This is a genomic window from Telluria sp. BA11 (assembly GCF_056680305.1).
Genome location: NZ_CM155275.1, coordinates 3,591,082 through 3,613,620, shown reverse-complemented (window position 1 = coordinate 3,613,620; position 22,539 = coordinate 3,591,082). Strand labels below are relative to the sequence as shown.

The following is a 22,539-nucleotide window of genomic DNA, read 5'->3' as shown; positions in this document are numbered from 1 at the left end:
GCTCTGGTAAAATATTCGCACGTTTTTTCATCGCCGGCCCCGCCGGCGTTCGCACGAAGTCCCCCACCAGACACTATGTTCAGCTTCTTCAAAAGAAAGAAAGCGCCCGATACCCCGGCGCCGGAACCTGTTGTACCTGCTGCACCCGCGGCGCCTGCCGCCAGGCCGGTGCCACCGGCGCCAGCCGTGGCCAAGCCCGACATCAAGAAGGACGCCAAGCCCGAGGTCAAGCCTGACCCCAAGCCCGAGGTCAAGACCGAGGTCAGCGTGCTGCACGAAGGCGGCAACCTGTTCCCGGAAACCGCCGAGCGCCCCACCACCGAGCTGGAAAAGAAGCAATCGTGGATGGCGCGCCTGAAGGCCGGCCTGTCCAAGACCTCGAGCAACCTGTCGCTGCTGTTCGTCGGTGCGCGCATCGACGAAGACCTGTACGACGAACTCGAAGCGGCGCTGCTGATGTCCGACGCCGGCATCGGCGCCACCGAACACCTGCTCACCGAACTGCGCCGCAAGGTCAAGGAAGACAAGCTGCTCGACGCGCCCGCCGTCAAGACAGCGCTCAAGAGCCTGATGATCGAGATGCTGCTGCCATTGCAAAAGCCGCTCGAGCTGGGCCGCCACGACCCGCTGGTGATGATGATCGCGGGCGTGAACGGCGCCGGCAAGACCACCACCATCGGCAAGCTGGCCAAACACATGCAAAGCTTCGACCAGTCGGTGCTGCTGGCTGCGGGCGACACGTTCCGCGCCGCCGCGCGCGAGCAGTTGATGGTCTGGGGCCAGCGCAATAACGTGACCGTGATTTCGCAGCAGTCGGGCGATCCGGCCGCCGTCGCGTTCGATGCGGTCCAGTCGGGCAAGGCGCGCGGCACCGACGTCGTCATGATCGACACGGCCGGCCGCCTGCCGACCCAGCTGCACCTGATGGAAGAGCTGAAGAAGATCAAGCGCGTGATCGGCAAGGGCATGGCGGGTGCACCCCATGAAATCCTGCTCGTCATCGACGGCAACACGGGCCAAAACGCGCTGGCGCAGGTCAAGGCGTTTGACGATGCACTGGGTTTGACGGGCCTGGTCGTTACCAAACTCGACGGCACCGCCAAGGGTGGCGTGCTGGCCGCGATCGCGCAGAACCGCCCGATTCCCGTGTACTTCATCGGCGTGGGCGAAAAGCTGGAAGACCTGCAGCCATTCAATGCCGAAGAATTCGTCGACGCGCTGCTCGGCTGAGCGGCTGATCGAACAAGGACACCATGATTGCATTCCAGTCAGTATCGAAGCAGTACACCCACGGCGACGCTCAGGGCAGCTACGCACTGCACGACGTCACGCTCGCCATCGGCAAGGGCGAGCTGGTCTACCTGGCCGGCCCGTCGGGCGCGGGCAAGTCGACCCTGATGAAAATGGTCGCCGGCGTCGAGCGGCCCACCAGCGGCAAGGTGATCGTCAGCGGGCATGACGTGGGGCGCATCAAGCCGGCCGGGATCCCGTTCCTGCGCCGTAATATCGGCATCATCTTCCAGCAACAGCGCCTGCTCAACGACCGCAATATCCTCGCCAATACGATGCTGCCGATGCTGGTCACCGGCGCGCGCACGGCCGAAGCCGAGCAGCGCGCCCGCGCCGCGCTCGACAAGGTTGGCCTGCTCGACCGCGCCCGCGCGATGCCGCTCGAACTGTCAGGTGGCGAACAGCAGCGCGTGGCCGTGGCCCGCGCGATCGTCAACCGGCCGCAGATCATCCTGGCCGATGAGCCAACGGCCAACCTCGACCGCGTCGCGGCCGACAAGGTGCTCGATGCGCTGCGCTCGTTCCATGCAGTGGGCGTCACGTGCGTGATCTCGACCCACGACGATTACGTGCTGGAGCGCGCCGAGCGCGTCATCCGCCTGGAAAATGGCCAACTGGTCGGAGGTGCAGCATGAGCCCGTGGTTGCGCCAGCACCGTTTCGCCCTGGTGGCCGCGCTGTCGACCGTGCGCAAGTCGCCCGGCAGCTTCCTGTTCAACGTGCTCGTCGTCGCGCTGGCGCTCACGCTGCCGTTCGCGGGCCTGACCCTGCTCGACAACGTACGGCCACTGTCCGAGCAGTTATCGGTCGACCCCGAGATCAGTCTGTTCATGCGCGAAGATGTCAGCCGGCCCGATGCACAAGCGTTGTTGCCGCAGATTCGCCAGATCGTCGCGCAGGGCAAGGGCGAAGTCATGTTCGTGCCGCGTGAAGAAGCGCTGGAATCGCTCAAGGCACGCAGCAGCCTGGGCGGGGTGCTGGAAACGCTGGGTGAGAACCCGTTGCCGGACAGTTACGTGATGAAGCTGGGCGGCTTTGCCAGCGCCGGCGCTGCGGCACAGGTCGACGCCATCACCGAGCGCCTGCGCGCCCTGCCGGGCGTCGAGACGGTGCAGGTCGACTCGGCCTGGGTCAAGCGTCTGGCCGCGCTGCTCGGGATCCTGCGCCTGGCCCTGCTGCTGCTGGCTGGCACGCTCGGCATCGTTGTCATCGCCGTGGTGTTCAATACCATCCGCCTGCAGGTGCTGACGCAGAAAGAAGAAATCTCGGTTTCGCAACTGCTCGGCGCGACCAATGACTTCATTCACCGCCCGTTCTTCTATACGGGCGCCCTGCTCGGCCTGTGCGCCGGCGGCGTGGCCCTGGGCGTGGTGGCGCTGGCCTTGCACCCGCTGAATGGCGCCATCGCCGAATTTGCGCGGCTGTATGGCTCGCAATTCCAGCTGATGGCGCTGGGAGGGCTGGAAATTGCTGGCTTGCTGGCAGTGAGTGCCGGACTGGGCCTGATCGGCGCCATGCTGTCGGTACGGCGTCACCTGGCACGGGGACGCTGACAGGCTACAGGGGTGCCGACAGCGGCACTCCTACAATATTGCTGAATAAAAAAGATTGATTCAGGGTGTTGAAAATGCCGGAAGTGGCACCACTTCCAGAGCAGGGCGAGGCGGCCGTTGTGCTGCCTCCCCAATTACCTGGCTGTCGGAATGCGCCGCAGTGCGCCCATACTCCTACGGTCACGTCGCACTTCCCTACGCTGTCTTGCGTAGAACTCCTACAGGCCTCCCCAGTCGTACGTGCGCCATTCAACAGAGAGCTTGCCTGTTGCGCCTTACTCTGAACCTGTACGCGATTTCCAGTGTTTATCGGCTCTTTTCTGAGCTGCATCAAACGAATATTCAAGTGCTGTTCTACAGTAAGTTTGCTTGTGGATTTAATTCCTATAGGCAATACTTTGGACAGTCTTAAGTTCTGGCCACGTTCTGGCACTCTCTCTGGGGGAGTGCTAATATATGGTCCAAGGCAATCAAATTTCAAGCAAAAGTATCCGCATGACGAAGCGATATTCGCTTCAGGATGGCGTCACCGGCATGAGGCCGAGGCCTATCAGGATGCAGCAAGATTATTAAAAGGGAAATAAACATGTCCGCACAATCCGCATTGGTCCCGACCAACAATCGTGCTCTGGGACTAGGTTTCACCGGCAATCTCGGCAATATCGATGCGTACATTTCGGCAGTGAACCGCCTGCCAATGCTGACGCACGAAGAAGAGATGTCGCTGGCAAAGCGGCTGCGCGACGATAACGATCTCGACGCAGCGCAAAAGATGGTGTTGTCGCACCTGCGCTTGGTGGTGTCGATCGCGCGTGGCTATCTGGGCTACGGCCTGCCACACGCCGACCTGATCCAGGAAGGCAATATCGGCCTGATGAAAGCAGTCAAGCGTTTCGACCCGAACCAGGGCGTGCGCCTGGTGTCGTACGCGATGCACTGGATCAAGGCCGAGATGCATGAGTACATTCTCAAAAACTGGCGTCTGGTCAAAGTCGCGACGACGAAGGCACAGCGCAAGCTGTTCTTCAACCTGCGCAGCAACAAGACCGGCCTGGATGCGATGTCGCCGGGTCAGGTCGATGATCTGGCCAAGCTGCTGGGCGTCAAGCGCGAAGAAGTGATCGAAATGGAAACCCGTCTTTCGGGCCGCGATATCGCACTCGAGTCGCCAACCGACGATGAAGACGACAAGTTCTCGCCGATCGCTTACCTGTCGTCGGAACAGCAAGAACCGACCAAGGTCATCGAAGCGCAGCAGGTCACGCGCCTGCAGTCGGAAGGCCTGGAATCGGCGCTCGGCAAGCTGGACCCGCGTTCGCGCCGCATCATCGAAGCGCGCTGGCTGGCCAACGACGACGGTTCGGGCGCCACGCTGCACACGCTGGCGGAAGAATTCAGCGTGTCGGCCGAGCGCATTCGCCAGATCGAGTCGGCTGCACTCAAAAAGATGAAGGGTGCGCTGACGGCATTTGTCTGAGCCGTCCTGCCATCTCTGAAACCCCGCTTCGGCGGGGTTTTTTCTTGTGCGGCTTTGCGCTTTTCGACCCCGACTTGGCGGTTTTTTGTTCCGTGGCCGCCACGAAACCGGGGTAACTTGAACGCGTGAAGCCGCCGCCGACACGTTTGTCGCCCATTGGCTAGAATGGTTCTTCTGACACGTCAGCTCAAGGAAAAGCCATGCCTGATTCAACGCCGTATGTTCCACCAACTGTCTGGACCCCACCCGCCACCCCGGGCGGCGCCTTTGCCAATATCAATCGCCCGGTCGCCGGACCGACGCACGACCAGGCGCTGCCGGTGGGCGAGCATCCGCTGCAACTGTATTCGCTGGCCACGCCCAATGGCGTGAAGGTCTCGATCATGCTCGAAGAACTGCTGGCCGCCGGCCATGCGGGCGCCGAGTACGATGCCTGGCTGATCCGCATTAACGAAGGCATGCAGTTCTCGAGCGGCTTCGTTGACGCCAACCCGAATTCGAAGATCCCTGCCCTGGTCGACCGCAGTGGCGCCGAGCCCGTGCGCGTGTTCGAATCGGGTGCGATCCTGGTGTACCTGGCCGAGAAATTCGGCGCGTTCCTGCCGAAGGATGGCGTGGCGCGCACCGAGACGATGAACTGGCTGTTCTGGCAGATGGGTTCGGCGCCATTCATGGGCGGCGGCTTTGGCCACTTCTATGCGTATGCGCCGGAAAAGCTGCAATACCCGATCGACCGCTACGCGATGGAAACCAAGCGCCAGCTCGACGTGCTCGACCGCCATCTGGCCGACAACCGCTACATGGCCGGCGACGACTACACGATCGCCGACATGGCCATCTGGCCGTGGTATGGCGGCATGGTGCTCGGCCAGTTGTACGATGCGGCCAAATTTTTGTCGGTGCACGAGTACAAGCACGTCAAACGCTGGGCCGATGCGATCGCGGCGCGGCCCGCCGTGGTGCGTGGACGCAAGGTCAACCGCTCGTTCGGGCCGGCGGAAGACCAGGTGCTGGAACGCCACAGCGCTGCCGACCTCGACTGACCTCCCTGCCCTTCCCTGGGCATGCTCCGCTGCATGCCCAGCCACCGTTCCCGCCCTGCCTCAGGATTTGGGCGGGCGCTTCTTGTCCGGGCGCTTCGTCGCGCGCGCCTTGTGCTGCTCCCAGCGCGCAGCAGGCAGGCGCGCATCTTGCAGCGCGCTGGCGCGCGTGTCCTGGTAATACGGCACGTCCGCCCACGCCACTTCGACCACGACTTCACGGACATCAAACAGTTGCTGCGTCTCGAACGCCAGCTCGCCAGACCCGCCAGACCCAACAGCGCGCGACAGCTTGACGATCTTGTCGGGCACGCTCAGGTGGATCTCGGCCTGGCTGCCCGGATCGACATGCCGGAACACGGGCAGTTTGCCCGCCAGGCCCGGGATGACTTCGCGGCCTTCGTCGGACAGGGCCAGTGTCAGGGTGCGCGTGGCCGGGTCGTAGCGCGTCGCGCGCACTTCGGCCACATAATGCAGCGCCCGTGCTGCCTTGTTTTGCAACCGCACGACGACCTGAAGATGCGTGTCCACCGGCGCCACCGACTGGATGGCTGCGGTCAGGTCGTCGGGTTTGCTGTCGTCGCTCGCCATGTATCCCCCTCGTCCAATGCCTGCACTCGGCCCAGCACGCGAGCCACGGCCGTGATATCGGGAAAACGCTCGCCCAATCGTTGCCGGAAGCGGTTTTTGCTCTTTGTCGTCTGCAGCAGCGCCCGTTCGCAAAACCCCAGCTCGTGCCGCACCTGCGCGGCCGGCAACGCCGCCCACAAGGTGCTGATCGGTACCTCGGGCGCCCATGCGTCGAGCGCCTCGGTGAAGGCGCGGCCGATCGCCGGGGCGTCGGCGCCCGCCAGATACCGGGTCAGCAGCGCGTGCATCAGCCTGACTGGCGCGACGAGCGCCCACTGCATGTAGGGGCTGGGCCAGGCACGGTCGCGCAGCAATGCCAGCAACTGTGCTGGCGCCTCGGTGGACTGCCCTGCTCCGCTGTCCCAATAGGCGCTGGTACGGAGCAAGGCGGCGTGGCGACGCTCGGCATGAAGACGATCGGGGTGCAACGCGATGAAGGCGGCGCCCAGTTGCGTGCTGCTCATCACGCGACGGCCCCGCTCGACCATGACGTTCCAGAAGTCGAGCAAGGGGTCGACGAAGCCTTCGAGCAGCTGACATCGCAGCGACTGGTCGCCCGCCATGAGCGTGCAGGCTTGCGGTGAAAACGCATAATAGTCGTGAAAGAAATGCTCGAAGAACGCATGACCGATGTCGGTGCCGCGCACGAAATGGTCACGCGCGCAGCGTAGCATCTGCACTTGCCGCGACCCGGGCGACCTGGACACGAGCGTGGCAATGATGCAGCAGCTTTCGCAATCCGAATCAGTTTTGCCGCAATGGTTACCGGGGTCGCGCAGCGTTGCGCTGGCGCCCTGCCGGCTGGCCAGATCGGTGCGCAGATCGTTTTCGTCGATGATCGCGGCGCGTTCTTCCGGCGACGACGGGTCGCAGATGCCGGTAACGGCCAGCAGGCTGTTGGTAACGACGCGAAAGGCATGGGAAAACTCGTGGTACAGCGCGACAGGCGGGGATACCGGCAAATCGAGCGAGCCGCCCGAGCCGGCTCTGGCCACGCAAACGGTCAGCTTTGTATCGTAGATGATGAGGCACTGTTCGGTGGGATTGAGGCTGGCGCCGGGCAAGCCGCTCGACCTGGGGGGCAGGACGGTGGCATTGTTGGCCATCAACGAGCCATCGCCGAGCACCAGCGACTTGAGGCCGGCGACGACGATCGTGTCGACGTTGTTCGCGCCGCTGCCGTAATTTGGCGAAAACGCCGTGTTGATCATGGCATCGAGACGCAGCCGGGGCGGGCCGTTGCCGGTGCGGGTGTAGGTCATGCGCTGCTTGCCGGCGGCCGGATCGGCAATGCCCAGCCCCGTATCGTTGGCGATGATCGACATGTCGATGAAGCCTTGTGCCGGATCGAGGTCGTCCGACCCGATGCCTGTCGCATCCTGCAGGATGAACGTGGCCATGGCGGCTACCCGATCGGCCGTTGTGGTGGCGGCAAAGGCTTCCAGTCCTGGCCCGTCGGCTGGCGCTCGCGGTACACCGGCGGCGGGCACACGGCGGGACACGGCTCTTGCGGAGGGGGTTCGGGTGGGCAGCAGGCCTGCACCTGCCCGAGGAGTTCGCGATGGCGGTCGACATCACCGGCTTCGGGCGCATGGACACGCTCGCTGATGCCTTCGATGCGTGCCAGTGATGCTTGCAACGCCTCGTCAATGCGTAGTTGCAGCGCCAGCTTGCGCAGGATATTACACAGCAGCGCATTGCTGTTGGCCAGCTCGCAGATGATCGTGTCGTTCTGCTTGCGGTTATGGTCGAGCAGGCCGGCGGCAATGATCTGCACCTGAATCAGCGCAAACACTCCCTGTGACAGGTTGGAGAAACCCGTTGCCAGCGTGGCGTCGATCTGCGCCAGGCGGCTGTTGGTCTGCACCAGTTCGTTGCGGACATCGGCCGTGTTGTTTGCCGTGGCCGAGGTGTTGGTCGAGATCTGGTCGAGTCGCGCGTTGATCTGGTCGGCGACATCCTGAAGGTTCGGCATGGGATCCTTTCACACCGGGCATGTCCGGTGCAGCTACTCTAGGCCCCACCTTGCATCACCGGACCAACGCCGCTCAATCGTCACCACGGAACTTCGCTGTCAGGCCCCTGCTCACGACGCCGACGCCGCGACCTCGAGCAGGTAGCGCTGCGTCATCAGCACCGCCATCTCGTGCGCCGGCATCGGGCGCGCAATGAAGTAACCCTGCACTTCATTGCATTCCAGGCCGCGCAGGATCGCCAGCTGCTCGGCGGTTTCCACGCCCTCCGCCACGACCGACATCCCCAGCGCGTGCGCCATCGACACGATCGCCTGGAAGAAGACCTTGCCCTCTTTCGACCTGGCCAGCTCGTTCGTGAACGCACGGTCGACCTTCAGCACGTCCATCTTCAGGCGCTGCAATTGCGACAGTGACGAGTAACCCGTACCAAAGTCGTCCACGTGCAGCTTCACGCCCAGCGCACGCAGCGCCGCCAGTTCGGCCAGGATGTCGTCCTGGTCGCCCATCATCGCCGACTCGGTGATTTCCACCTCGATCAGGCTGGCCGGTACGCAGTGGCGCACCATCGCCGCGCGCAACTGCCGCTGCACGCCGCCGCGCAGGAACTGCTTGGGCGAGACATTGATCGACACGGGCACCAGCGCCACCCCGGCCTCGCGCCACGCGGCCAGTTGCGCGCATGCCTTGTCGATCACAACCTCGCCGATGCGCACGATCAGGCCAGTCGATTCGGCCAGCGGAATGAAGTCGCCCGGCGCCACGATGCCCAGCGTCGGATGGTGCCAGCGCACCAGCGCCTCCATGCTCAGCAATTCGCCGCTGCGGGCATCGACGCGCGGCTGGTAGTGCAGCACGAACTGGTCGCCCTCGAGCGCCTCGAGGATGTGCTGCTTGAGGCGCGCGCGCGAATTGAGCGTCGTCGACAGCGATGGATCGAAGAAGCGGTACTGGCCCTTGCCGTCGTTCTTGCCGACATACATGGCGATATCGCTGTGGCGCACCAGCGTCTCGGCATCGGCGCCGTCGCGCGGGTACATGCTGATGCCGATCGACGCGCCCACCGCGTGCAATTCGTCACCCAGCAGGAACGGCACCCCGAACGCCTCGACGATGCGCGCCGCGACCGACGTTGCCTGGCGCTCGCCGTCGCAGGGCGTGAGCAGGACAACGAATTCGTCACCGCCGAAGCGGGCCACCTGGTCTGACGGGCGCAGCAGCGACAGCAGGCGCTGGGCCGCACATTTGAGCACGCCGTCGCCGGTGGCGTGCCCGTGCGAATCGTTGATGTGCTTGAATTCGTCCAGGTCGATGAACAGCAGCGCCGCTCCCAGGTCGGTGGTGTGCGCCTGCGCCAGCATCGCCGGCATGCGTTCCAAGAACGCATGCCGGGTGGCCAGGCCGGTCAGCGAGTCCACGTTGGCCAGGCGCTCGAGCTGCGACTCGTGGGCCTTGCGCTCGCTGATGTCCTGCAGCGTGACGGCCAGGCCGTGACCAACCCGCACCAGGCGACGCCGCCCCCAGCTGATGTTCAGGCGATTGTCGCTTGGCATCTTGCGGTCGTCCTCATGGAAGCCCGCCTCCATCGCCTTGCGGTAGGTGGCCAGCAAGTCTTCGCCGAACAGGCCGGCGTCGATCTCGGTCAGGCTCGCGCCGACCAGGTCGTCGCGGGTCATGCCGTAGAAGAAGGCACCCCGTTCGTTGCAGTCGACGATGCGAAAGTCGACGATCTGCCCATCGCGCCCGCGCACGGCCGCTGCCATGTAGAAGCCGTCGTTGCCGCTTTCGGTGGCGGTGCGGTAGGCGCGCCGCACATCGTCCTGTTCAGTGCCGCGCTGCAGCGCGCGCTGCGCCAGCACGGCGCCGACCGCACCGAGCAGCATCAGGCACAGCGTGACGGCGATGGCGCGGTCGCGGCTGTCGGTCCAGTAGGTATTGGTTGCGGCCAGCGTATCGGCGCGTGGCAGGCCGACCAGCGCGACCAGCGGATAGACCGGCGACTGGCGCCAGCCCAGCACGCGCGACTGGCCGTCGGCAAAGCCATTGGCCCCATCGAGCTCGCGCACGCCCTGTTCGCCCGACCAGGCAGCGCCGCGGCGCGGCAGCGTGGCCGTGTCGAAAAACGCGGCGCCGTCGCTGCGCTGTTCGACGCGCAGGCGCCCTTCGCTGCCGGCCAGCGCCACGATGCCGCCGACGCCGAGCGTGGCCGGGCTGACGAACGACGTGAAGTAGCGCGCATCGACTGCCATCATGATCACGCCGTCGAACTCGTCTTCGCGGTCATCGAGGCGGCGCGTAAACAGCACCACGTCGTCGGCCGCGCCGAACTGCACCGGCGTGGTGCCGACCCGCAGCGCCGTCGAATTGTTGTCGCGGTGGCGGGAAAAATACGGACCGTCCGCCAGGTCGGCGCCAATCAGGCCGGGCCGCGTGCTGGAACGCACGATGCCACGGCGGTCGAGCACGGCGACCACGTGAAAGGCGCTGTCCGTGAACATGCCGTCGCGCCGCATGTCAGGCAGGAGTTCCGGCTTGCGCGAGTTCTCCCAGCTGAACTTGAGCTGCATCGTGATCTGGTCCATCTGCGCGACCGAGCGCGTGATGTACTGCTCGTAGGCTTCGGCGTAGGCGGCGGCGTCCTTGCGGATCTGGCCGGCAACGCGCTCCTGTTCGGCGTCCACCCGCACCAGTGTCGCGCCCCACAGCGCGATGCAGGCCAGCAGCGCAAGCAGCGGCCATGCCAGCACCAGGCAGCGCTTGCTGCGGTGAGGCGTGACGGAAGGGGCAATACGGGGGTGGTGGCTCATGCTGCCAGCGAACGCTGCATGTCAGGTCGGTGCCAGCATGTAACCGGCGCCACGCACGGTCTTGATCAGCGATTTGGCGCGGCCCAGCGCCTTGCGCAGGCGCAGCACGTGGACGTCGACGGTGCGCTGGTCGAGCGACTGGTGCGCGTCCCAGAGCTGTTCAAGTAATTGTGAGCGCGAAAAGACCTGGCCCGGGTGGCACAGCAAAAAACGCAGCAGGCGATATTCGGCGTGGCGTACTTCAACCCGGCTGTTGCCGACCTTGACGCTACAACTGAGCGGATCGAGCACCAGGCGGCCCGAGCGCAGCACCCGCGATTCGGGCGACAGTTCGCGCGCCTCGCCGATCGGCGCCTGCGGGATGAATTCGGGATGCGCGACCGCTGCCGGCAATGCAGACGGACGCTCGCCTTCGGCACATTCGGCCGCCAGCAGGATCACAGGTTGTTCGCGCAGGCGCCGGTCGCCGCGCAGGCGGGCCAGCAGGCGCATGCCGCCTTCGTTGCGCAGCATCGATTCCTGCAGCAGGAGTTCGGGCCGTTCGCGCCCGATAAAGTCCCAGGCTTGCGCCAGGCTCGGCACGTTGTGCCAGACCCACTCGTCCTCGTGCAGTGAAAATTTGAGCAGTTCGGCGATGGCCGGCTTGTCGTCAATCACCAGGACGATCGTGTTCGCCATTGTCATGGGATACCCAGTCTGTGAGATGCCGAGGTTGGATGTGCTGATAAAAAAATCCGGCAGTCGCGCTGCCGGATCGTTACTTCACCTGCCTGATTACATGATCGCTTTGCCGGAAGCGTCTTTCAGGTTGGCTTTCCAGGCATCCTGCACTTGCTTGACGACGCTTGCTGGCATCGGGACGTAGTCCAGTTCAGCCGCTGCTGGTGCACCGTTCTTGAAGGCCCAGTCGAAGAACTTGACGACTTCCTTGCCCTTTTCGGCGTCAGCCTGTGCCTTGTGCATCAGGATGTACGACACGCCGGTGATCGGCCAGCTTTGCTTGCCGGCGCCGTCGGTCAGGACCACGCCGAAGCCTGGGGTCTTGTTCCACTCGGCGTTCGCGGCAGCTGCCTTGAACACGTCGTCGCTTGGCTGCAGGTCGACGCCTTCTTTATTGCGCAGCTGGGTGTGCGACAGCTTGTTCTTTTTCGCGTAAGCCCACTCGACGTAGCCGATCGAACCCTTGATACGCTGCACGTTGGCGGCGACGCCTTCGTTGCCCTTGCCGCCCACGCCCACGGCCCACTTCACGGTGGTGCCCGAGCCGATGCTTTCTTTCCAGGCCGGGCTGGTTTTCGCCAGGAAGTCGGTCCACAGGAACGAGGTGCCCGAGCTGTCGGCGCGGTGCACGACGGTGATGTCGGTATCGGGCAGCTTGACGCCCGGGTTCAGCGCAGCGATCGGTGCAGCATTCCACTTGGTGATCTTGCCCATGTAGATGTCAGCCAGGACCGGACCGGTCATCTTCAGCTGGCCTGGGGTCACGCCCTCGACGTTGACCACGGCAACCACGCCGCCCATGATGGCCGGGAACTGCATCAGGCCTTCCTTGTCCAGCTCATCTGCCTTGAGTGGCATGTCCGACGCGCCGAAGTCGACGGTCTTGGCCTTGATCTGCTTGATACCGGCGCCCGAACCCACCGACTGGTAGTTCAGGCCATTGCCGGTCGCTGCCTTGTAACCCTCGGCCCACTTGGCGTAGATCGGGTACGGGAAGGTAGCGCCTGCACCGGTCATGTCGGCGGCAAACGAGGTCGTCATCACGAGTGCGGCAGCGGCGCCGGCGAGGATCTTTTTGAACATTGTTATTCCTTAGTTGAGGGATATGTTTTGCACTACGGGACAAAGAATAGCCTGCGAATATGACCTGTTTATGACTTCACAATCGCCGTGTTCATGACGCCCGGGCGCATCATGCCGCGCCGCTGCGCTTGCGCTTTTGCTATCATGGGTTTTCCCTGCCAAACACTGGATGACACCATGCGCCCCTCGATCTTCCGTCCGGCCCGCGTCTTCTGCATCGCCGCCGTCTGCCTCGGCGCTGGCCTGTTGTCCGGCTGCGCCGCGCCCGAGCGTCTGCCAGACGCGCAATACAATCTCAGCGAGAGCCAGAGCCTGCTGCTGGCGCCCGAACAGCGCCTGAGCCTGACCTACGAAGGCGCCAACGACACCCGCTGCCCGGACAATGCCCGCTGCATCGTGGCCGGGCGCGTGGCCTACCGCTTCACGCTGCGCATCCAGAACGTGGCGCAGGCGTTCTGGCTGGTACCGGGCAAACCGGGCTTCACGTCGCCGGCGCTGCGCGGCGCGCGCGTCGAGCTCGACCGTTCGTTCGAGCCGCCGGCGCGCGGCATGATCGAGGCGAAGCCGGCGTCGTATCCGGTGGTGCTCAATATGTACGGGACCTAAGTGACGGCCCGCTCGCCGGTCACCGCCGCACTGGCCTGCGGCCTGATCCTGTCGATCGTCATTGCGCCCGCCACCGGCGCGCCCGTTGCGACGGGGCACGGCGGCGCCGTTGCCACCATCAGCGCGCAGGCCTCGCAAGCGGCGCTGACCATCCTGAACAACGGTGGCAATGCAGTCGATGCGGCCGTCGCCGCAGCGGCCACGCTGGGTGTGACGGATCCGTTCAGCTGCGGCATCGGTGGCGGCGGCTTCATGGTCATCTATCTGGCCAGGGACAAACGGGTGATCACGATCGACCACCGCGAGACCGCGCCAGCCAAGGCCGGCCCCACGCTGTTCGAGCGCGATGGCAAGCCGATCGATTTCGACACGGCTGTCGCCAGCGGCGCAGCAGTGGGCGTGCCGGGCACGGTGCGCGGCTGGCACGAGGCGCTCGAACGCTACGGCAGCATGCGCTTCGCACAGGTGCTGGCGCCGGCCATCGCGGTGGCCGACACGGGCTTCCGGGTCAACGCCACGTTCAATGGACTGGTCGACCAGAACCTGGCCAAGTTTCGCCAGTTCATGCCGACCAGCGCGCTGTACCTGCACGACGGCAAGGCCATCCCCACCGGTACGCTGCTGCGCAATCCCGATATGGCGCGGGCCTACCGCGCCATCGCCTCGGGTGGCGTCAAGGCATTCTATGAAGGCCCGATGGCGCGCGCGATCGTCGACACCGTCAACCGGCCGCCGGTGGCCAAGGGTGTGCAGGTCCGCGCCGGCACGATGACGCTGGCCGACCTGGCCAACTACGAAGCACGCATCCGCCCTGCCCTGCGCAGCACCTACCGGGGCTATGAGCTGTATGGCATGCCGCTGCCCAGCAGTGGCGGCGCAACGGTCGCGCATGCGCTCAACATCCTCGAAGGCTATGACCTGAAAGCCATGCCGCGCGCGCTGGCCGAGCACCTGTATATTGAAGCGAGCCGCTTCGCGTTTGCCGACCGCAACGCGTATCTGGCCGATCCCGAATACATCGATGCGCCGCTGGCCGGCTTCCTGTCGAAGGACTTCGCCGCCACGCGCCGCGCGCTGATCTCGCTGCAAAAGGCTGCGCCAGGCGCGGTGGCGGCCGGCAATCCGTATGCATTCCAGAATGATCCCAGCGTGCCGCTGCTGCCACCGGTGCGCGCCAGCATCCGCCCTCCGCCGGAAAGCCTGCACACGACACATCTGACGGTGTCAGACAAGGATGGCAACGTGGTCGCATACACGTTCACGATCGAATCGTGGGGCGGCAGCGGCATCGTCGTGCCGGGCTATGGTTTCCTGCTCAATAACGAGATGACCGACTTCGACTTCGCCAGCCCGCACCCCAACGTGCCCGAAGCCGGCAAGCGCCCCCGTTCGAGCATGGCGCCGACGATTGCGCTCAAGGATGGCAAACCGGCGTTTTCAGTGGGCAGCCCGGGCGGCGCGACCATCATCACGACCGTGCTGCAAACGATCGTCAACTACGTCGACTTCGGCATGCCGATGCACCAGGCGGTGGATGCCCCGCGCATCAGCCAGCGCAACGCCGCCACCACATCGGTCGAGCCAGGCTTTGCCGGCAGCGCGCAGGCAACGGCGCTCGCGCGCTTCGGCCAGCGCTGGGAATCACCAGCGGAAGAAATCGGCGCGGCCAATGCGCTGGTGTTCAACCCGGATGGCACCGTAACCGCAGTCAGCGAAAGCAAGCGCCATGGAGCGGGTACGGCGCTGGTGCAGCGGTGCGGCCACTAACGCAAAAGCCGGGGTCAGGTCTGACATTCGGACACGGCCTCGACATTAGTTCGCCATTTCTCTCGCGACGAATGTCATGGCTGCCTTTGCGCACCATGGCTACTGCTGTGATCGTGTCCGAATGTCAGACCTGACCCCGGCTGTGGTGAATAGCCATCACCCGTGCCGCGCCACCATGTCTCGCACCCGCTGCGCCATGGTATCGATTGAAAACGGTTTGGTCAGGATCGCCATGTCAGGGCCCAGCTGGCCGTTGTCGAGCAAGGCGGTCTCGGCGTAGCCGGTGATGAACAGGACTTTCAGTTCGGGCCGCGCCACGCGCGCGGCATCGGCCATCTGCCGCCCGTTCATCATGCCGGGCAAGCCGACGTCGGTGATCAGGAGATCGATGCGCGTGGCGGATTGCAGCACTTTCAAGCCTCCGGCGCCATCCTCGGCATCCAGCACGTGGTATCCCAGGTCTTGGAGCAGATCGACCACCAGCATGCGCACGCTCGGCTCGTCGTCGACCACCAGGATCGTCTCGCCGCGGCCGTCCGGTGATGCCAGCGCCACCGGCTGCGCGGCATCGACGCCCTCGGCCTGGCCGCGGTGGCGCGGCAGGTAAATGCTTACCGTGGTGCCCCGCCCTACCGCCGAATCGATGTGCACCTGGCCGCCGGACTGCTTGGCAAAGCCATAGATCATCGACAGGCCCAGCCCCGTGCCCTGCCCGATCGGCTTGGTCGTGAAGAACGGGTCGAACGCCTTGGCCACCACGTCCGGCGCCATGCCGGTGCCGGCGTCGGACACCGACAGCGTCAGGTAGTCGCCAGGCGGCAGTTCGAGCGCGCGCGCGGCCACGGGGTCGACCTGGCGATTGGCGGTTTCAATGGTGATCGAGCCGCCGGCCGGCATGGCGTCGCGCGCGTTGATGCACAGGTTCAGCAGCGCGTTTTCGAGCTGCGACTGGTCCACCAGCGCCGCCCACAGCGCGCGCTCGGCGTGCGGCTCCACCTGCACGCCGGGGCCGACCGTGCGCCGGATCATGTCGAGCATGCCATCGACCATCGCATTGACGCAGATGGCCGTCGGTGCGAGCGTCTGGCGGCGCGAAAACGCCAGCAGGCGATGGGTCAGCGCCGCGGCGCGCCGGGTTGCGCCCTGCGCCACGCCGATGTAGCGGTCGACATCGCCCACGCGGTCTTGCGCAATGCGGATCTTTACCAGGTCCAGGCTGCCCGCGATGCCGGCCAGCAGATTGTTGAAGTCATGCGCCAGGCCGCCGGTGAGCTGGCCCACCGCTTCCATTTTTTGCGAATGGCGCAACTGCTCCTGGGCGCGCTCGAGTTCGGCCTGGCGCTCGCGTTCGACCGTGATGTCGCGGCCGGTCGCATACGTCACGCTGCCCGCGGGCGCCGCGACCCACGAAATCCAGCGTGTCGAGCCATCCTTGTGGCGATAGCGGTTGACCAGGCGCGGCCGCTCCCCTTCGGCCGCAGCGATGTTGGCATCCACGGTCGGGGCGTGGTCCTCGGCCACGACGAATTCGGTGGCGTGATGGCCGACGAGCTCGTCGGGCGTGTAACCGAGCAGATGGGTCCAGGCCGGATTGACGCGCCGGAACACGCCATTGGCATCAATGGTAAGCAACAGGTCGGGCGATGTGTCCCACATGCGGTCACGTTCGGCCTGGGCTTCCTTTTCGAGGGTCACGTCACGCGCCGAGCAATACACCTTGCCGTCGTCCGGGACCGCCACCCACGATAGCCAGCGCCAGCCGCCGGCCTTGTGGCGGTGGCGGTTTTCGAATCGCAGCGCCGGGATGTTGCGCTCGAGTGCATCACGCCACACGGCCCTGGTCAGCGCGTGATCGTCGGGATGGATGAACTCCATGAAGTGCGTGCGGGCGATCTCTTCCTCGGTCCAGCCCAGGCTGGCTTCCCAGGCCGGGTTCGACGTCTCGACGAAGCCGTCGGCATTGAGCACGCCCAGAATGTCCGGGCTGACCTGCCAGGTACGGCCACGCGCCAGCGCCTGGGCAATGACTTTCTGCTCAAGCTGCTCGTTAAGGGCGCGCAGCTTGAGGATCGCCTGGTCGCGTTCGGCCTCGACTGCGCGCCGGCCTTCGACGTCGATCAGCACGCCCGGGAACAGCAGCCCGGTGCCATCCGGCGCCAGATCGACCCGGCCGTTGGCCTCGATCCAGTAATAGCGCCCGTCGGTGCGCCTGACGCGGTACTGGTGGGCGTAGTGGCCGCCGCGCGCGATGACGGTGTTGATCGCCTGCGCCAGGCCCGCCTGGTCGTCGGGGTGGACCGTGGCAACGATCTGGGCCAGGCTCAGGCCGACGCGCCCCAGCGCCGGGTCAAGGCCGAAGGCGCGCGCGAACGCCTCGTCGACCGTAAAGCGGTCGGTCGGCAAATCCCAGAACCAGGTGCCGATGATGGCGCCGGCAGCCAGCGCCAGTTGCACCCGTTCAGCATCGATGCGCGAATTGCTTTCGTGCTCGCGCAGCACGGCCTCGTCGGCTACCTGGCGGCGCCGGGTGAGGATGGTGTCGGTGGTTTCGATGCAGGTGCATAAGAGGCCAAGGATCTCGCCGTCGTCGCCGCGCACCGGGCCGTACGAAAACGTGAACCAGGTGTGCTCGGCATAGCCCTTGCGCTGCATGACCAGCGGCAGGTCGTGCATCTTGTACGACTCGCCGCCCACAAGCGTGCGCTCGACCAGTGGGGCGAGCACATCCCAGATTTCGGGCCAGGCGGCCTGGAAGCTGCCGCCCAGCGCGCGCGGGTGCTTGTCGCACAGGATCTCGGCGTAGGAATCGTTATACAGGAGGGTTTGCCCGGCGCCCCAGACCAGAAAACTGGGGAACGCCGAACCGAGAACGATGCTCACGCCGGTGCGCAGGGTGGCCGGCCAATCCTCGATGGGCCCCAGCGGCGTGGCAGCCCAGTCATGCTCGCGAATCGCGGCGCCGAGCGCCCCGCCGTCGATGGGAAATGCGTTGGGATCACGCATGGGATCGACAGGCTACGGGACCGGCTGTCAGCGGAAATGGGGTGCGCACGCTCATGATGCCGGCATTATGGCATGGGCGGTGCACCCGCCTGCACTACGCTGCGATGGCGATGCGCTGCTGCGCCTTGTGCCCGAGCGTGCGCCCATGCTGCTGCCCGGTCGCCTGTGCGTCGACCTTGAACACGCTCACCATCTGCTGCAGCGCCTGGGCCTGCTCTTGCAGCGCGCCGGTGGCGGCCGCTGCTTCTTCGACCAGGGCCGCGTTCTGCTGGGTTGCCTGGTCCATCAGGCTGACCGCTTCATTGATCTGGCCGATGCCCGACGTCTGCTCTTCGCCGGCAGCCAGGATCTCGGCCATGATGTCCGAGACCCGCTTCACGCTCGCAACGATCTCGTTCATCGTGGTGCCAGTGCTGTCGACCAGGACCGTACCCGCCTCGACATTGGTCACCGACGTGCCGATCAATTCCTTGATTTCTTTCGCTGCCGCCGCCGAACGCTGCGCCAGATTGCGCACTTCGCTGGCCACGACCGCAAAGCCGCGGCCCTGCTCGCCGGCGCGCGCTGCTTCGACGGCCGCGTTGAGCGCCAGGATATTGGTCTGGAATGCAATGCCGTCAATGACGGAAATGATGTCGACAATGCGTTTCGAAGACGCGTTGATCGCGCTCATGGTCTCGACCACGTCCCCCACCAGCTTGCCGCCGCGGATGGCCACTTCGGATGCCGAGCGCGCCACATTGTTGGCCTGGCGGACGTTGTCGGCATTGTGCTGCACGGTGCTGGTCAGTTCTTCGAGCGAGGACGCGGTTTCTTCCAGGCTGCTGGCCTGCTGCTCGGTGCGGCCCGACAGGTTCATATTGCCGGCGGCGATTTCAGCGCTCGCGGTGGCGATCGACATGCTGCTGTCACGCACGCTGCGCACGGTGCCGGACAACTGCTCCTGCATCGTGGCCAGGCCGCGGAGCAGCGCGCCCATTTCATCCTGGCGATCGACGACGACCGTCGTCGACAGGTCGCCATGGGCCATTGCGTCAAAGTGGCCAATGGCTTGCTCGAGCGGGCGCATGATTGCGCGCAGCAGCAGCACCGACGACACGATCGCCAGCACGAGGCCGAAGACCACGCTCAGACCGGCCGCCCACATCAAGGTGGTAAACAGCGCCAGGCTGGCCTCGAACCCATGGCGGGCGGTGGTCAGCTGATAGTCGTCCAGCGCAACCGACGCCTTGTCGAAGACACCGTACAGCGCCGTCATTTCCTTCATCGACAGCGCTTCGATGCGCTCGCTATTACCCTGCTCGATGGCGGTGGCCAGCGCCAGCATGCCGTCATTGATGTAGCGTGTGCGTTCGGTTTCCAGCGTCTTGGCCAGTGCTGCCTCTTCACCGTTGCGCGGCATGGCCAGATAGGTTTGCCACGATTTGTTGGCGTCGTCGATGAAGCCCTTGGCGCGCGCAATCGTCTTGGCGACGTCGGGCGCGTCCGGATGGAACACGGCGCGATCCAGGCCGAAACGGGCGCGGTTCAGGAAGTTCTTGGAATTGTTGATTGCAATGCTCGAGGCGAGCTGGTTGCTGTACACCTGCTCGAGCGCGGCATGATTCGAACGCATGCCATAGATACCGAGTACGCCGATGGCGGCAATGAGAAGACCGAGGACCGCCAGCGTGGCGATCAGTCGAAAACGCAATGTTAATTTGGAAAGCATAGAGACCCTGGATAATTTTTCTTGCTCGGAGTAAATTCCGGACAGAAAGACGATATCCCGGAAGTGGCTACTTCCCGTCAAAAAATAGAGTCTGTCGTTCAATATCCCAAGAAGCAGTTGTCACTGGGCAACAAAGGGTGGTCTGCTGATCAATCTTGTTGGCAAGCTTGGTGAAAAGGTCACGCCCAATCGCTGCATGCCCGATTGTCAGTCGAGGCGACCGACTGGAAATACCATCGGTGCGCCATACATCCGCCGCCAGCGCCGCTGTACGAGCATGGCGGTCAGGACAAGCGCAATGGGCGTTGCGATGGACCAGACTGGCCAGCCCAGCCACTTGGCGCCGAATACGGCCACGATCGGGCTGATAAAACTGAGCCCCAACGCTGACAGTCCGTAGAACACCATCCCCCAGCGCGGCGCACGCGCATGATCGCGCAGCATGAGTGCCAGTGCGGGCAAGGTGACGCAGCACAAGCACGCCTGCCACACCAGTTCGATCCCGCGCACGCCGCTGGCAAGCGCCAGCAACAGCGAAACCGCCGAGCACCAGGCCCAGATCGCCAGACCCTGTCGCAGCATGGCCCGGGCCAGCAGCGCGTTGAAGCGGGCCGGATCGACCGGCGACACCGGCGCCAGCCGTACCAGTGCCTGCTCACCGCGGGTGCGCGCCAGCCAGAATGGCACGGCAGCAGCAGGAAACAGAAAGCACAGCATGGCGTCGCCGATCATCAGCATCGTGGGCACACTCTCGTGAGCGATTGGCGTGCCGCGCAAGTGCCAGGTGATGGCAGCGAAGGCGAGTACCACACCCAGGGTTGTCGACGCCATCAGGTAGAACAGGTTCGGGCCAAGTGCACGCAGCACCAGCGCACCCGGCGCACGCCGCCCCGTCCCATGTTGCTCAAGGAAACGACGCACCGAGTACCGGCGCGTGCCTTCCCACAAGGCGCTGCTGCCACTGTCGCCTGACAAGAGGGCCAGATGCTCGCGCATGGCCCAATGGCGCTCGCCGCCACGAGGAAACAGCGTCCGCACCACCCGGGCAGCGAGCAGGACCATGGCCGCTACCAGCAGTGGCACGACGCCGGGCTGCAAGGCGGCGTCGTGCAGCCATCCCTGCCATTCGTCGCTCAGGAATGAAAAGAAGAATGGCAGCACCAGGACCACACCAGCGCCGATACCAGCGACCAGCATCGCCGCGCCCAGTGTGCCGGCCATGGCAAATGGCAGCAGCAGGTACGGCGCCTCCGGGATCAACTGCAGCCCTGCGGCCAGCAGGCCGACTGCGGCCAACCAGACCAGCAGCACCAGTTCGACCAGACGAGCACGCATGGCCGGCACCAGTTGGGCATTGGCGGGCGTGTTCACGCCGAGCGCGCCTGGAACAAAGGCAAAGGTCCAGTCAAACAGCAGCAGCCCCGCCGGGGTGCACAAGGCCCAGCCGAGCCCGGCCAGTACGCCGTACACCGCCCCCATGAGCGCCGCCACGGCAACGGTCAGGATGACCATGGCTGACCACAAAACCGTTTGCGCACGGGGATGGATGTGCGCATGCGCGGCTTGCCACAGCATGCGGTACTGTCGCAGACGCGCGCTCACCGCGTGACCTCGATGAACAGGTCTTCCAGACCGAGCGGCTCGACGCGCACGCCTGGCGTGTCGGCCAACGCAGAACCGCCCTGCACGATGACACAAACGGCACCATCACCCGTCTGGCTGCGGCGCAACTCGCCCGGCAAGGCGGCGCCCAGCATGCTGGCCGGGCCGATCACCCGGCGCGCGCCATCGAGCAAGGTGTCGAGTTCGCCCTGCAGCGCGATGCGGCCATTCTTGAGAAACGCCACATCGGGCGCCACCCGCTCGAGATCGGTCAGGATGTGCGTCGAGAACACCACCGTGGTGCCCTGTTCGATCACGCCGTCGACCAGTTCGGACAAGAAGCTGCGCCGGCCCGCCGGATCGAGCGCCGACGCGGGCTCGTCGAGCACCAGCAGGTCGGGATCATGCGCCAGTGCGCGGATGATCGACAGGCGCTGCTGCTCGCCGCCCGATAGCCTGCGGATCGGCTTGTTGCGCATGAGGCCATCGAAGCCCCAGCGTTCGAGCAGCGACGCGACCTTCGCGTCGTTCCAGCGCGGGTACATGGCCTTGAAGTAATCCAGCATCTGCAGCGCTGTCATCCACTCGAACAGATCCGATTTCTGCGGCACGTAGCCGATGCGGGCGCGCGTCGCGTCCGTCAACGCATTCAGCGGTTCGCCAAACAGCAGGACGCTGCCGCCATCGGTCTCGCGCAGGCCCAGCAGGCACTCCATCAATGTCGACTTGCCGGCGCCATTGCGCCCGAGCAGGCCGACCACCTGCCCGGCCCGCACTTCCCAGTCGAGGTTATCGAGAATGGCCTTGCTGCCGAAATGCTTGGCCACGCCGCACATCTGGATCGGGGATGGTGTCACGGTGATTCCTTGAGGATGAGTGTGAAAAGAGCGAGCACGGTGGCTGGATCGAGTTCGAGTTCGCGCGCTTCACGTGCGGCGCGTTCCAGCGAGGGCCGCAACAGCGCGGCGCGATCGGCGGCAGTGGCAGCAACGCCAGCGCCGGCACCGGCTGCGCGATCGGCCACAACCATGCCGACACCGCGCCGGCGATCAAGCACGCCTTCGAGTTCGAGCAGGCCATACGCTTTGGAGACCGTCATCGGATTGACCGTCAACTGCTGCGCCACGTCGCGCACCGAGGGCAACGCCGCGCCGGGCGCCAGCTGGCCACCGGCAACCAGGCGCCGCACCTGATCGACCAGTTGCCGGTAGATCGGATCGGAAGAGCCGGGGATGATCGAAAACAGTGAAGTGGTCATTGCGTATTGGTGTATTAGTT

General features: G+C 65.0%; 18 protein-coding genes. 7 read left to right on the top strand and 11 right to left on the bottom strand.

The window, feature by feature from the left end:
• Window positions 1-75: 75 nt before the first annotated feature.
• The 5 genes from ftsY to yghU all read left to right on the top strand — a co-directional run bounded on the left by ftsY (window position 76) and on the right by yghU (window position 5,362).
• Complete coding sequence (ftsY, locus tag AC1MGT_RS15965; protein ID WP_499500991.1) at window positions 76-1,230, top strand: signal recognition particle-docking protein FtsY; 1,155 nt, start codon at window positions 76-78, stop codon at window positions 1,228-1,230.
• Between the two features lie 23 nt (window positions 1,231-1,253).
• A complete protein-coding gene (locus tag AC1MGT_RS15960; RefSeq protein WP_183557109.1) occupies window positions 1,254-1,925 on the top strand; it encodes a cell division ATP-binding protein FtsE in 672 nt (223 codons plus the stop codon).
• The gene (ftsX, locus tag AC1MGT_RS15955; RefSeq protein ID WP_183557107.1) at window positions 1,922-2,842 is read left to right on the top strand and encodes a permease-like cell division protein FtsX; all 921 of its coding nucleotides are present in this window, start codon (window positions 1,922-1,924) and stop codon (window positions 2,840-2,842) included. Before AC1MGT_RS15960 ends, ftsX begins: the two co-directional genes overlap by 4 nt.
• A gap of 586 nt (window positions 2,843-3,428) precedes the next feature.
• On the top strand, window positions 3,429-4,319 hold the full coding sequence (gene rpoH / locus AC1MGT_RS15950) for an RNA polymerase sigma factor RpoH (protein WP_499500990.1): 891 nt from the start codon (window positions 3,429-3,431) through the stop codon (window positions 4,317-4,319).
• Between the two features lie 200 nt (window positions 4,320-4,519).
• Complete coding sequence (gene yghU, locus AC1MGT_RS15945) at window positions 4,520-5,362, top strand: glutathione-dependent disulfide-bond oxidoreductase (protein ID WP_499500989.1); 843 nt, start codon at window positions 4,520-4,522, stop codon at window positions 5,360-5,362.
• Window positions 5,363-5,422: 60 nt separating this feature from the next.
• Here the strand turns inward: yghU and AC1MGT_RS15940 are convergent, their stop codons facing one another.
• From AC1MGT_RS15940 to pstS, 6 genes are all read right to left on the bottom strand, one after another.
• Window positions 5,423-5,950: a hypothetical protein gene (locus AC1MGT_RS15940; protein WP_499500988.1), complete on the bottom strand. Its 528-nt coding sequence runs from the start codon at window positions 5,948-5,950 to the stop codon at window positions 5,423-5,425.
• Window positions 5,917-7,389 (bottom strand): hypothetical protein, encoded by a 1,473-nt coding sequence (locus tag AC1MGT_RS15935; RefSeq protein WP_499500987.1) that lies wholly within the window; start codon window positions 7,387-7,389, stop codon window positions 5,917-5,919. The genes AC1MGT_RS15940 and AC1MGT_RS15935 overlap by 34 nt, the downstream gene beginning before the upstream one ends.
• Before the next feature lie 5 nt (window positions 7,390-7,394).
• Complete coding sequence (locus AC1MGT_RS15930) at window positions 7,395-7,964, bottom strand: hypothetical protein (RefSeq protein ID WP_499500986.1); 570 nt, start codon at window positions 7,962-7,964, stop codon at window positions 7,395-7,397.
• A 111-nt stretch (window positions 7,965-8,075) separates the two neighbouring features.
• Window positions 8,076-10,769 (bottom strand): bifunctional diguanylate cyclase/phosphodiesterase, encoded by a 2,694-nt coding sequence (locus tag AC1MGT_RS15925; RefSeq protein ID WP_499500984.1) that lies wholly within the window; start codon window positions 10,767-10,769, stop codon window positions 8,076-8,078.
• A 21-nt stretch (window positions 10,770-10,790) separates the two neighbouring features.
• Window positions 10,791-11,453: a winged helix-turn-helix transcriptional regulator gene (locus AC1MGT_RS15920; RefSeq protein ID WP_499500983.1), complete on the bottom strand. Its 663-nt coding sequence runs from the start codon at window positions 11,451-11,453 to the stop codon at window positions 10,791-10,793.
• A gap of 90 nt (window positions 11,454-11,543) precedes the next feature.
• Complete coding sequence (gene pstS / locus AC1MGT_RS15915) at window positions 11,544-12,572, bottom strand: phosphate ABC transporter substrate-binding protein PstS (RefSeq protein WP_499500982.1); 1,029 nt, start codon at window positions 12,570-12,572, stop codon at window positions 11,544-11,546.
• Window positions 12,573-12,749: 177 nt separating this feature from the next.
• Here pstS and AC1MGT_RS15910 point away from each other — a divergent pair, with 177 nt between their 5' ends.
• A complete protein-coding gene (locus tag AC1MGT_RS15910; RefSeq protein WP_499500981.1) occupies window positions 12,750-13,178 on the top strand; it encodes a hypothetical protein in 429 nt (142 codons plus the stop codon).
• Window positions 13,179-14,945, top strand: a complete 1,767-nt coding sequence (ggt, locus tag AC1MGT_RS15905) for a gamma-glutamyltransferase (protein WP_499500980.1) — start codon at window positions 13,179-13,181, stop codon at window positions 14,943-14,945.
• A gap of 156 nt (window positions 14,946-15,101) precedes the next feature.
• Here the strand turns inward: ggt and AC1MGT_RS15900 are convergent, their stop codons facing one another.
• From AC1MGT_RS15900 to AC1MGT_RS15880, 5 genes are all read right to left on the bottom strand, one after another.
• Window positions 15,102-17,948, bottom strand: a complete 2,847-nt coding sequence (locus AC1MGT_RS15900; RefSeq protein WP_499500979.1) for a PAS domain-containing protein — start codon at window positions 17,946-17,948, stop codon at window positions 15,102-15,104.
• A gap of 94 nt (window positions 17,949-18,042) precedes the next feature.
• Entirely contained in the window at window positions 18,043-19,659 is a 1,617-nt protein-coding gene (locus AC1MGT_RS15895) for a methyl-accepting chemotaxis protein (protein WP_499500978.1), read from the bottom strand.
• A 207-nt stretch (window positions 19,660-19,866) separates the two neighbouring features.
• Window positions 19,867-21,171: a hypothetical protein gene (locus AC1MGT_RS15890; protein ID WP_499500977.1), complete on the bottom strand. Its 1,305-nt coding sequence runs from the start codon at window positions 21,169-21,171 to the stop codon at window positions 19,867-19,869.
• Between the two features lie 86 nt (window positions 21,172-21,257).
• On the bottom strand, window positions 21,258-22,118 hold the full coding sequence (locus AC1MGT_RS15885) for an ABC transporter ATP-binding protein (RefSeq protein ID WP_499500976.1): 861 nt from the start codon (window positions 22,116-22,118) through the stop codon (window positions 21,258-21,260).
• Window positions 22,115-22,519: a GntR family transcriptional regulator gene (locus AC1MGT_RS15880; protein ID WP_499500975.1), complete on the bottom strand. Its 405-nt coding sequence runs from the start codon at window positions 22,517-22,519 to the stop codon at window positions 22,115-22,117. The genes AC1MGT_RS15885 and AC1MGT_RS15880 overlap by 4 nt, the downstream gene beginning before the upstream one ends.
• Window positions 22,520-22,539: the final 20 nt, after the last annotated feature.

Bases quoted from the DNA above. Each gene is read 5' to 3' on its own strand.
- ftsY (WP_499500991.1), top strand. From the start codon at position 76: ATGTTCAGCTTCTTCAAAAGAAAGAAAGCGCCCGATACCCCGGCGCCG.
- AC1MGT_RS15960 (WP_183557109.1), top strand. From the start codon at position 1,254: ATGATTGCATTCCAGTCAGTATCGAAGCAGTACACCCACGGCGACGCT.
- ftsX (WP_183557107.1), top strand. From the start codon at position 1,922: ATGAGCCCGTGGTTGCGCCAGCACCGTTTCGCCCTGGTGGCCGCGCTG.
- rpoH (WP_499500990.1), top strand. From the start codon at position 3,429: ATGTCCGCACAATCCGCATTGGTCCCGACCAACAATCGTGCTCTGGGA.
- yghU (WP_499500989.1), top strand. From the start codon at position 4,520: ATGCCTGATTCAACGCCGTATGTTCCACCAACTGTCTGGACCCCACCC.
- AC1MGT_RS15940 (WP_499500988.1), bottom strand. From the start codon at position 5,950: ATGGCGAGCGACGACAGCAAACCCGACGACCTGACCGCAGCCATCCAG.
- AC1MGT_RS15935 (WP_499500987.1), bottom strand. From the start codon at position 7,389: ATGGCCACGTTCATCCTGCAGGATGCGACAGGCATCGGGTCGGACGAC.
- AC1MGT_RS15930 (WP_499500986.1), bottom strand. From the start codon at position 7,964: ATGCCGAACCTTCAGGATGTCGCCGACCAGATCAACGCGCGACTCGAC.
- AC1MGT_RS15925 (WP_499500984.1), bottom strand. From the start codon at position 10,769: ATGAGCCACCACCCCCGTATTGCCCCTTCCGTCACGCCTCACCGCAGC.
- AC1MGT_RS15920 (WP_499500983.1), bottom strand. From the start codon at position 11,453: ATGACAATGGCGAACACGATCGTCCTGGTGATTGACGACAAGCCGGCC.
- pstS (WP_499500982.1), bottom strand. From the start codon at position 12,572: ATGTTCAAAAAGATCCTCGCCGGCGCCGCTGCCGCACTCGTGATGACG.
- AC1MGT_RS15910 (WP_499500981.1), top strand. From the start codon at position 12,750: ATGCGCCCCTCGATCTTCCGTCCGGCCCGCGTCTTCTGCATCGCCGCC.
- AC1MGT_RS15900 (WP_499500979.1), bottom strand. From the start codon at position 17,948: ATGCGTGATCCCAACGCATTTCCCATCGACGGCGGGGCGCTCGGCGCC.
- AC1MGT_RS15895 (WP_499500978.1), bottom strand. From the start codon at position 19,659: ATGCTTTCCAAATTAACATTGCGTTTTCGACTGATCGCCACGCTGGCG.
- AC1MGT_RS15890 (WP_499500977.1), bottom strand. From the start codon at position 21,171: ATGGTCATCCTGACCGTTGCCGTGGCGGCGCTCATGGGGGCGGTGTAC.
- AC1MGT_RS15880 (WP_499500975.1), bottom strand. From the start codon at position 22,519: ATGACCACTTCACTGTTTTCGATCATCCCCGGCTCTTCCGATCCGATC.